Genomic DNA, 9,240 nt, shown 5'->3' on the forward strand with positions numbered 1-9,240 from the left:
GGGCTTTTCTCCTGTGTTTTTTGCCGGGGGCACCGAACGTTCCAAGCTCGGGAGTTGCGCCGAGAAGGACAAAGTCAAGGACTTTGAACGGAAACGTTGGAACGTGGCTCTGAGGAACGAAGCCGAGGAGTTTTGCCCTCTCCCCCGCTGAAAGACTGTGAACGTCGTTCCCATCAACCAAGACCCGCCCCTTATCTGGCCTTAGAGTTCCGTAGATTAGCCTGAGGAGGGTGCTCTTTCCAGCTCCGTTAGGGCCGATTATGGAGACCAGCTCACCGGGATTGACCCTGAGGCTAACCCCATCCACCCTGAAGTCCCCGTAGGAAAAGCCAACGTCTTCAGCCCAGAGTCCTTTCAAGCTCCCTCACCTTCTCCATGAAGTCAAAGTTCTTGGCCTTTTCAACCTCGCCACGCTTGAAGTGCTTCCCGAACCAGTCGTAGTAGAGGAGCGTTCTCCTCACGAAGGCATCCACGTCCTTCTCACTGAAGAGGCTCTTCTTCTCCAGCTTTTCCCCGAGAACCGCGTAGAAGCGCCTCATCTTCCTCCTGTCTTCGTCGCTCAGCTTTTCAGGGTCTATCTCGCCTCCGATGAGCGTCCCGTAGAAGGGCGGAACCTCGAAGGCATCCACCAGCGGCTGGGCGTATGCTATCCCTCCGTGGAGCTTCCCCATGAAGACTGAACCGGCCAAATGCATCGCCACCAGGAAGAACGCCTTTGGAACGTCCTCAAGCTCCCCTTTGTGTCTTTCAACCCACTCCATCAAATTCCAATGGGGACCGTCGCGGTAAACGGGAGCGCCCAGGATTACGAGATCGTAGCCGGCAGGTGAGGGGTCATCCTCCACGCGTCTGACTTCCACGTTGTGCCCTCTATCCTCAAAGAGTCTCTTGGCCAGCCCAACGACCTTTTCCGTCGTTCCATAGCGGGTTGTATACGCGATGAGAACCTTCAACTCCATCCACCCCCGGTCTTTCTGAGGAGATAGCCGAAGAAGGGAACGCCAACGAGCGTCGTTATTATTCCGACAGGCACGTTCCCCGGAAGGAGCCTCACAACAACATCAGCCAAGACCATCACGGTTATTCCGATTGAGACCGTTGCAGGGATTAACTTTGAGTGCTCCGGGCCTACGAGCATCCTCGCTATGTGTGGAACCATAAGCCCCACCCAGCCGATTATCCCTGTGAAGGAAACAACGAGGGTAGTCATCAAAGCAGAGATGAAAACGAAAAGGCCCCTCCAGAGGTGAACGTTCAGGCCAAGCAATTCGGCCTCATCGCCCAAGCTCATCGCGTTGAGGTTCCAGCGGAGGAGGAAAAGGATGAACGCCAAGATAACAACGCCCGGAAGGGAGTAGATTACCGTTTTCCAGTCTGCGCTTGAGAGACTGCCCATCAGCCATACGACCAGAGCGTATAAGCTCTCACTCGGAAGGAGGAGTTCGAGGAGCGAAAGAAGGGCAGAGAAAAGGGCGGTAACGATTATCCCTGCGAGAATCAGGGAAACGGTAGAAACCCTCCCGTTTATCCTCGCCATCCAGTAGGCGAGGAAAACGGCCAAGAGGCCGAAGATTAGTGCGAGTGGAGCAACGCCGGCGAAAGGTAAAAAGGCAACCGCCATAGCCGCCCCGAGGGCAACGCCGGAGGAAACACCGAGAATGTATGTGTCAACGAGCGGGTTTCTGAAAACCGCCTGCAGGGTCATTCCGCCTAAAGAAAGTGCTATTCCCGCCGAAACACCCATCAGAGTCCTCGGCAGGCGGATTTCCCAAATTATTTTAACGGATCCCTCCGTCAGGTGAAGCGGGTTGGTCGGGTAGCTACCCGCGAAGATTCCGAGGAGTATGGCGAATGATGGCAGGATTATAAGGGCGAGCTTTCTCATTCCTCAACACCGCAGAGGCTGTAAAGCTCTTTTTCAGGCTTTTTCCAGTCCGGGAAGTCCCTTCCGTGAACAAGCCTTCCTATCTGGTATATTCCTGGAATCAAGCGTGGACTCCAGCGCATAAAGCTCTCTCTGTCCAGAGCTGAGCCAACTATGTGGACGTTGCCCTCATCAACGGCCTTAACCTTTCTCCATTCTACCGAATCCAGCATCACGTCCCTTATCTCCTCAAGCTTCTCCTTGCTCGTTAGAATGCTCGTCAGGAGGAAGATGTGATCCGCATCATTAAAGCGCCTGATGAAGTCCTCCTTTTTGAGGGGATAAACCTTTCTCTCCGTTCTCAGCCTCTTCCCGAGGCTCTCGGCGTGGGCCTTCTCGACAGCATCGCTTATCACGTTTGTCCCGGTAACGACGTTTATTCCCCGGTAAAGCATAACCACCTTCGGCTTTTCTTCAAGTGACTCCGAGACCTCGGCTATTCTGGACAAATGCCTCTCGTAGAACTCGCCGAGCTTTGAGAATTCCCCGCCGGTTTTTTCAGCTATCAGTCTGCTTCCTTCAACGAGGTCTTCAACGGTTAAAAAGTCGAGCAGAAGAACCTCCGCACCAATCCGTTCAGCGAAGGAATACAGCTCATCCGATGAGTGGAGGTTCTCAACCTTGAAGTCGAGGATTAGTTTCGGCCTTATTCCCTCCAGAACGTCCCAGTAGGTCTTCTTCGTTCTCTTGAGGTATTTGCCGATTACGGGCTTATCCCTAAGCTCCGGCAGGCAGTAGTCGAGCTTTATTTCCTCATTTATCCCGGCAATCCCGTCGCCCTTCCCAACGAGCTTGACGATTTCTGCAAGACTGGCAGGGAAAACCGCTACCATGGTTTCACCCCAAAAATAATCAGGAGAGGAAGGGGTAGAACCTCTCGATGAACTCCTTCGCCTTGCCTTCCCACTCGGGGTAATAGCCCGGATAGACGGCCTTTCCTATGACCCAGATTCCGACGGCCATCCTCGGGCTCCAGCGGAGGAAGCTTTCTCTGCCCATATCGGCGCGGAGAATAACGATGTTGCCCTCTCTGACAGCTTTTATCTCCTTCCATGCATCGTCGCCCAGCATTTCATTCTTAAGCTCTTCCACTTTCTCGTAGGGCGTAACTGAGCTCGTGAGAAGGATTACCACGTCGGCATCGCCGTAACTTGCGATTATCTTCTCCCTGTCCATTGGAACTCTAACGGGCGTGTAGCCATTGAAGGTGAGGTTCACCATGTAGTCAGCTCCAACAAGCCTAACGGCCTGAGCTAAAACGTCGTTGCCGTTGACCGCGTAAAGCTTCCCCATTATCGGCTGTATCATGATGACCTTCTTCCCGTCCTCTCTCGGTATCTTCGAAGCAATTGCCTTTACCCCGCTCACCTGCTCGTTAAAGTAGTCCTCGAAGGCTTTGGCTTCTTTCTCCTTCCCGAAGAGCTTTCCGAGCAGGGAAACGGCCTTCGGAATGTCTTCAAGCCTGTCCTCGCGGAGCATTACCACCGGGATGCCGTAGCTGGCCGACCTGTTGAGGAACTTGTCAACGTCATAGAACTTCCTCAGGTAGAGGTTCACGATGAGGTCGGGCTTTAGAGCGATAACCTTCTCCCAGTCATCTATCTTGAGCCTCCTCCCAACGACGGTTTTGTTCTTTAGACTTTCACTGAGAAAAGCGTCTCCCTTCGCTTCCGCTGGAATCCCAACAACTTGATCGCCCGCGTTGAGAAGCTGGACTATTTCAAGGGCCGAAGTTGAGAGGATTACTGCCCTCCGGACCGGAACCTTCACTGTCACGCTCCTGCCGGCGAAGTCCTTGACGGTTATCTCGTCCTGGGTGGAGGCTGTCTTTTCTGAGGTGCCGGAGCTTCCAATGCAGCCGGCACCGAGAACTGAAACCAGCAGGATTCCGATGAGTAAAACCGCTTTCCACTTCATCTCCACCACCTCACACCGGTTTCTGCTCTCCAAAGGTGCCAATCGGGAGGTTTAGACCGAGCTTTTTGGCGAGCCCGAGATAGGTTCCGGGCTCGTAGGGGCAGGCCGGGTCTTCGGCGAGCGGATCGAGATGGTAGGCGTAGGCCCTCGCCCTGCTCCCGCCGCATACTCCCTTAAACTCGCAGGCACCGCACCGACCTTTGAAGTCGGCCGAGCGGAGCTTTTTCATGAGCTCGCTTTCCCTGTAAATCTCAACGAGGCTCTTCTCCCTCACGCTGCCGACGCTGAAGGGCAGGAAGCCGCTCGGGTAGACGCTCCCGTTGTAGGCGATGAAAACTATGCCCTTTCCATCGCGTGTTCCCATCGTTTGCGCCCTCGCTTCTCCACCCTCTCCGAGCAGTTCAATAAGCTTTCTCTTGAGCTTAAAGTAGAGTTCTCCCGGCTTCAGAACCTCGTCCGGGTTTATTCCTTTCTCCTCAAGGGCCTTCCTCATTATCGCCACGCGCCTGAACATCGGCCCCTCTGTCGTTCTGACGAGAAGGTGCTTTGAAGCCTCGTAGAGGAAGTGGGTCACATCCTCCCACTCCTCTGGCCTTAAATCGCTCTCAAAGTTGCCCCTGCCGGTTGGAACGAGGTAGAAAACCTCCCAGATCTGGACGCCCAGCTCTTTCAACAGCTTCACCATCTCGGGCAATCCTTCAACGGTCTCGCGCATGACGACGGTGTTCACCTGAACCGAAACGTCCCTCTTCAGGAACTCCCTTATCGCCCAGACTGTTCTCTCCCACGTTCCCTCGATGCCCCTTATGGAATCGTGAACCTGTGAAAACGGGCTGTCGAGGCTTATGCTCACTGCTTTAACGCCGTGCTCGACGATTTTATCTATTGTTTCCTCCGTGAGGAGAGGTGTTACAGCCGGAGCCAAACCAACGCGTATGCCCTTTTCGACGGCGTAGTCTATGAGCTGGAAGATGTCCTTCCTCATGAGCGGGTCTCCACCTGTGAGGATGAGGATTGGAGAGGGCCTCCCGAATTCGGTGAGTGAATCTATCAGTTTCTTCCCTTCCTCCGTCGTCAGCTCGCCCGGTAGGGCTTGAAGGATGGCCTCTGCTCTGCAGTGCTTGCACTTGAGCTGGCAGGCCTTTGTGGTTTCCCAGAAAACGAGGACGGGTTTCTTATCATAGGGCCATGGCTTAGATCTGCCTCGGTGCATTTCGACCACCGTCTCTTAGGTTACCAGAATGAACTTAAGACCATCGAATTATAAACTTTTCTCTCAGAAGTTCGAAATCCGAAGGTAAAATAAAAGAAGGGGTCAGTAGTAGCCCTCCGCCTCGGTAACCTTTCCGCCGAAGGCCTTGTAGACGTAGAGGGTGTAGGTCATGATGATTATCGCTAGTATTACCGAGACTCCGAGTACCGCCTGGAGTGTTAGTGGGGACGCTGCCAGGTCGTGGATGCTGAGCTTGAAGTTCGGGTCGGTCGTTGAGATGACCCAGTACGGGTACATGGTGTAGTAGACGAGGTAGACCACCAACGGGAAGGCGAGCCAGCTGATGTAGAAAGCCAGTTTCTCCGAGCCCTTCTTGATGAGGTAGCCGTCGAGCAGTCCAGCGATGAGGATTATGAGGGTCAGTGTGAGTCCGAGCGGTGTTAGTGCTCTCTCGAACCTCAGCGGCGCCCAGATTTTCATGCCGATGACGACGAGCAGGAGGAAGACCACCGTGAGGATCCAGAAGTTGAAGGCGTGCTTCCTCATCTGCTCCTGTATCTTTCCGGTCGTTTTGTAGACCGCCCAGTTGGCCCCGTGCCACATCACCGCGAATAGCACGAAGAGGCCGACTATCAGTGGGTACGGCCTGAAGAGAGTCAGCAGGGAACCGTGGAAGCCCTTTGCGTCTATGGGGATCCCCATTATGAGGTTTCCGACGATGACGCCTATGACGAGCGGTATCAGAGCGCTTACCAGGGCGAAGAGCTTGTCCCAGAGTTCCTTGTTCCTGTTCCTGAACTCGAAGCCGACTGCCCTGAATATGAACAGGAACGCCAGCAGCCAGACCGCTAGGTAGAAGGTGCTGAAGAGCGTTGCGTAGAGAGCCGGCCACATTGCGAATATTCCCGCACCCCAGGTGATGAACCATACCTCGTTGCCGTCCCAGACTGGAGCAATCGTGTTTATGAGTATGTCCCTGTCCTTCTGATCCTTGACGAAAAACAGCAGTGAGCCAAGTCCCAGGTCGAAGCCATCAAAGGCTAGGTACATTCCGAGGAGGAAGGCTGAAAAGTAAAACCATGCGGTCGCGTAGTCCATCACTGACCACCTCCCGCGGCGCTTACAGCCGGAGTTGGCTTGGCCGTAACGTCACCCTCAACCGGCTCGGGACCCTCTCTGACGAGCTTCTTGACGAAGTGGAGCCAGATGTAGAACAGTATTGTGTAAACCACTATGAATCCTATGAGGGTCGTCAGCACGCTGGCAGCTGAGACGTTCGGTGAAACACCGGTGTTGATGGTGACCATTCCCCAGACCATCCACGGCATCCTGCCGATTTCGTGGGTGAACCATCCCGCTTCTCCAGCCAGCCACGGGAGCGGGAGTGTAACGACGAGTATCTTGAGGAACCACCTTGCGTCGTAGAGCTTGCCGAGGAGCAGGAGGAGAACTCCAACGAGGCCTATCAGGATGAAGAGCGTTCCAAGGCCGACCATGACGCGGTAGGCGTAGAACATAAAGGCAACCGGCACGGCCTTCTCAAGGACCTGAACCATTTTCTCGTTGGCCTGTGGGTCGTTCGGGTCAACTCCGTGGGCCCTCATTATCTGTTCGACCACCTGCTTCTTGACCTTCTCATCGGCGTAGTTCGGGTTGTTGAGAACCTGCTGGTACCAGACGTATTTTGCTGCATCGTGCAGGCCGAGGACCTTTGCGTTCCAGTCACCGAAGGAGAGCCAGCTCAGGAGCTTTGGAATTCCGATGGCTGCCTTGACCTCCTGGTTCTTCTCGTCAACGATTCCAAAGATTATCATCGGCGCGCCACTCTCGGTCTTGAAGAGGCCCTCATCTGCGGCAAGCTTCGTCGGCTGGTACTTTGCTATGACCCTGCCCTCTGCGTGGCCGGTCGGATAGAGCTGGATTATCGAGCTTATTGCGAGGACGACTATTCCTATCGCTACCGCCGAGCGTGCCACCTGAACATGTCTCTTTTTGAGCAGGTAGTAGGCTCCCACTGCGGCGACTATGTAGGAACCAGTCAGGATGGCCGAGTTGATGGTGTGGGTGTACTGGCTGACGAGAAGCGGGTTGAAGACTGCCTTCATGAAGTCCGTGAGTTCTGCCCTCGGGCCGAGCGGGGTGCTTTTGATTATGTAAGCAGTGGGAGTCTGCTGCCAGCTGTTGGCTATGAGAATCCACAGGCCCGAGAGACTGGAGCCAAGGAACACGAAGAAGGCTGAAATCCAGCTTATGACCCTGGGAAGCCTGTCCATGCCGAAGAGCAAAACGCCGATGAAGGTGGACTCAAGGGCAAAGGCGAAGAGTCCCTCAAGCATCAGCGGTGGGCCGAAGATTGAACCGACGAAGGTCGAATATCTGGCCCAATTTGCTCCAAACTCGAACTCCATGACGATTCCCGTTGGAACACCGAGGACAAAGAAGACTCCAAGCCACTTGCTGAAGAACTTCGCGGCCTTGTGCCACTGCTCCTCGTTTGTTATCGCTGCCATTGTCCATATCAGGAACACCATAAAGGCCATTCCTATGCTCGCCGGCACGAAAATCCAATGGTAGCCGGCGGTCAGGGCAAACTGTATTCTCGACAGCAGCACCGGATCCATTCCACGTCACCTCCTCGTTTGACCCTCAAACTAACTCAAGTGAGTTCCAAACTTATAATGTTTTCGGCTTTTCGAATATATGTCCTAGACAAAAAACGAAAGAATGGGGGGAACAAACTAGGTTCTTGCCTTTGGCTTCGTGAAGAAGCCAAGTCCGTGTACCTCAGCCGCGTAGAGAATGAATCCGACCGTGAAGAGCATTCCTGCCACAATCCATACAACGTTGTGCAACAGGAATGCCAACAAAACAAACAGCAGTGTCAATGTTATGGCAACCAGCCCAGCTATAACCTCCTTGCCGGTTTCAGCTTCCACCCCCATGGTGCATCACCAGATTTTAATTTAGCACCATGTTCTTATATCTCTTTCGCCTTTTAAGTTATCCAAACCCGTAAGGTGCGAGAATCAAAAGGGTTATATACCCCTGGCAGTCTAAATCCATTAGACGAACCTAACCAGGAGGTGCAGATATGGTGAAGGTTCTTGTTTTGGGCGGTGGCACCGCCGGCCTCGTCGCCGGGAGGTACATCACCGCTGAGGCAAAAAGGCTTGGCATCGATGTGGACGTCACAATGGTGACCGCGAGCGAGAGACACTACATGCCACCACTCTTCATGGAGGTTGCTCTGGGCTCGGCTTCACCGGGGGAGACCTGGGCACCGATAAAGAACGCGGAGAAGATATACGGCTTCAAGGTTAACATTGACAGGGTCACAGAGATAGACCTTGCTAACAGGCAGGTGAGGACCGAGAGCGGTAAGGTTTATGACTACGACTACCTGTTCCTCGGCCTCGGCGTCAAGTACGTCTGGGACAAGTACAAGGGCATGAGCGAGTACGGCTACCACAACTACACCCTTGAGGGGGCTCTTGAACTTCACAAGGCCCTCTCGGAGTTCAAGGGCGGGAAGATAGTCATCTACGCCCCCGAGGGACCGCACAGGTGTGGCATATACCCCTACGAGATGAGCCTCAACTTGAGGATGTACTTCGAGCACAGGGGAATTGAAAACGTTGAGATAACCGTCGTCCACCCCGACAAGAGACCTGCGAGCGGTCTCGGACCCGACCTGGTCAGGTTCTTCGAGAGGGAGATGGAAAAGGCAAGGGTTAAGTTCATCCACAACGACGGCCACGTTGAGATAACGCCGAACAAGGTAATAACGAAGAACGCCGAGGTTGACTACGACCTGCTCATCAAGATACCGCCCATAGCTATTCCAGACGTCATGTCCTTCATGGCGAGCGAGAAGGATCCGCGCTGGGCGAAGGTTAAGGGACCAGACTTCCGCTATCCGGACTACGACGAAGTTTACATCGTAAGCGAGGCTTCGATGCCGCCTCTTGGACTCCTCACCGCTGGAGTTCCGCTTCACAACGCTTCAATCGTTGCGGCAACGAGCATTCTCCACAGGATACACGGGGGCTACCCGGTCGCTGAATACGCCCCGACCATGTGCGTTGGCCACGGCTACAACACCGGCTTCTCAGGAAACTGCGAGTACGAGTGGGCAGGGAGCAAGTACAAGCGCGAGTGCTACCTCCTCGTCAAGAGTCCGCTCGTG

At 54.3% G+C, this 9,240-nt stretch carries 10 protein-coding genes; 1 reads left to right on the top strand and 9 read right to left on the bottom strand.

Annotation, left to right across the window (positions count from 1 at the left end; genetic code table 11):
* From MVC73_RS04360 to MVC73_RS04400, 9 genes are all read right to left on the bottom strand, one after another.
* Window positions 1-358, bottom strand: a 358-nt coding sequence (locus MVC73_RS04360; RefSeq protein WP_297507395.1) for an ABC transporter ATP-binding protein, incomplete at its 3' end; no start/stop codon positions are given.
* On the bottom strand, window positions 339-953 hold the full coding sequence (locus MVC73_RS04365; protein WP_297507397.1) for a flavodoxin domain-containing protein: 615 nt from the start codon (window positions 951-953) through the stop codon (window positions 339-341). The genes MVC73_RS04365 and MVC73_RS04360, both read right to left, overlap by 20 nt.
* Window positions 950-1,885 carry an iron ABC transporter permease gene (locus MVC73_RS04370; RefSeq protein ID WP_297507399.1) on the bottom strand — a complete coding sequence of 312 codons (936 nt, stop codon included), beginning with the start codon at window positions 1,883-1,885 and terminating at the stop codon, window positions 950-952. Before MVC73_RS04370 ends, MVC73_RS04365 begins: the two co-directional genes overlap by 4 nt.
* Window positions 1,882-2,757: a hypothetical protein gene (locus MVC73_RS04375; protein ID WP_297507401.1), complete on the bottom strand. Its 876-nt coding sequence runs from the start codon at window positions 2,755-2,757 to the stop codon at window positions 1,882-1,884. The genes MVC73_RS04370 and MVC73_RS04375 overlap by 4 nt, the downstream gene beginning before the upstream one ends.
* Before the next feature lie 19 nt (window positions 2,758-2,776).
* Window positions 2,777-3,841, bottom strand: coding sequence for an ABC transporter substrate-binding protein (locus MVC73_RS04380; RefSeq protein ID WP_297507413.1), 1,065 nt, complete (start codon window positions 3,839-3,841; stop codon window positions 2,777-2,779).
* A gap of 10 nt (window positions 3,842-3,851) precedes the next feature.
* Window positions 3,852-5,054 carry a TIGR04053 family radical SAM/SPASM domain-containing protein gene (locus MVC73_RS04385; RefSeq protein WP_297507415.1) on the bottom strand — a complete coding sequence of 401 codons (1,203 nt, stop codon included), beginning with the start codon at window positions 5,052-5,054 and terminating at the stop codon, window positions 3,852-3,854.
* A gap of 102 nt (window positions 5,055-5,156) precedes the next feature.
* Window positions 5,157-6,152 (bottom strand): cytochrome d ubiquinol oxidase subunit II, encoded by a 996-nt coding sequence (gene cydB / locus MVC73_RS04390; RefSeq protein WP_297507403.1) that lies wholly within the window; start codon window positions 6,150-6,152, stop codon window positions 5,157-5,159.
* Window positions 6,152-7,675, bottom strand: coding sequence for a cytochrome ubiquinol oxidase subunit I (locus MVC73_RS04395; RefSeq protein ID WP_297507406.1), 1,524 nt, complete (start codon window positions 7,673-7,675; stop codon window positions 6,152-6,154). The genes cydB and MVC73_RS04395 overlap by 1 nt, the downstream gene beginning before the upstream one ends.
* 117 nt (window positions 7,676-7,792) lie before the next feature.
* Window positions 7,793-7,996: a hypothetical protein gene (locus tag MVC73_RS04400; RefSeq protein ID WP_297507408.1), complete on the bottom strand. Its 204-nt coding sequence runs from the start codon at window positions 7,994-7,996 to the stop codon at window positions 7,793-7,795.
* Window positions 7,997-8,145: 149 nt separating this feature from the next.
* On the opposite strand from MVC73_RS04400, the gene MVC73_RS04405 reads away from it, so the two are divergent.
* A partial coding sequence (locus MVC73_RS04405; RefSeq protein WP_297507410.1) for an FAD-dependent oxidoreductase occupies window positions 8,146-9,240 on the top strand: 1,095 nt, incomplete at its 3' end.

This window comes from Thermococcus sp., assembly GCF_027052235.1.
Lineage (GTDB): Archaea > Methanobacteriota_B > Thermococci > Thermococcales > Thermococcaceae > Thermococcus.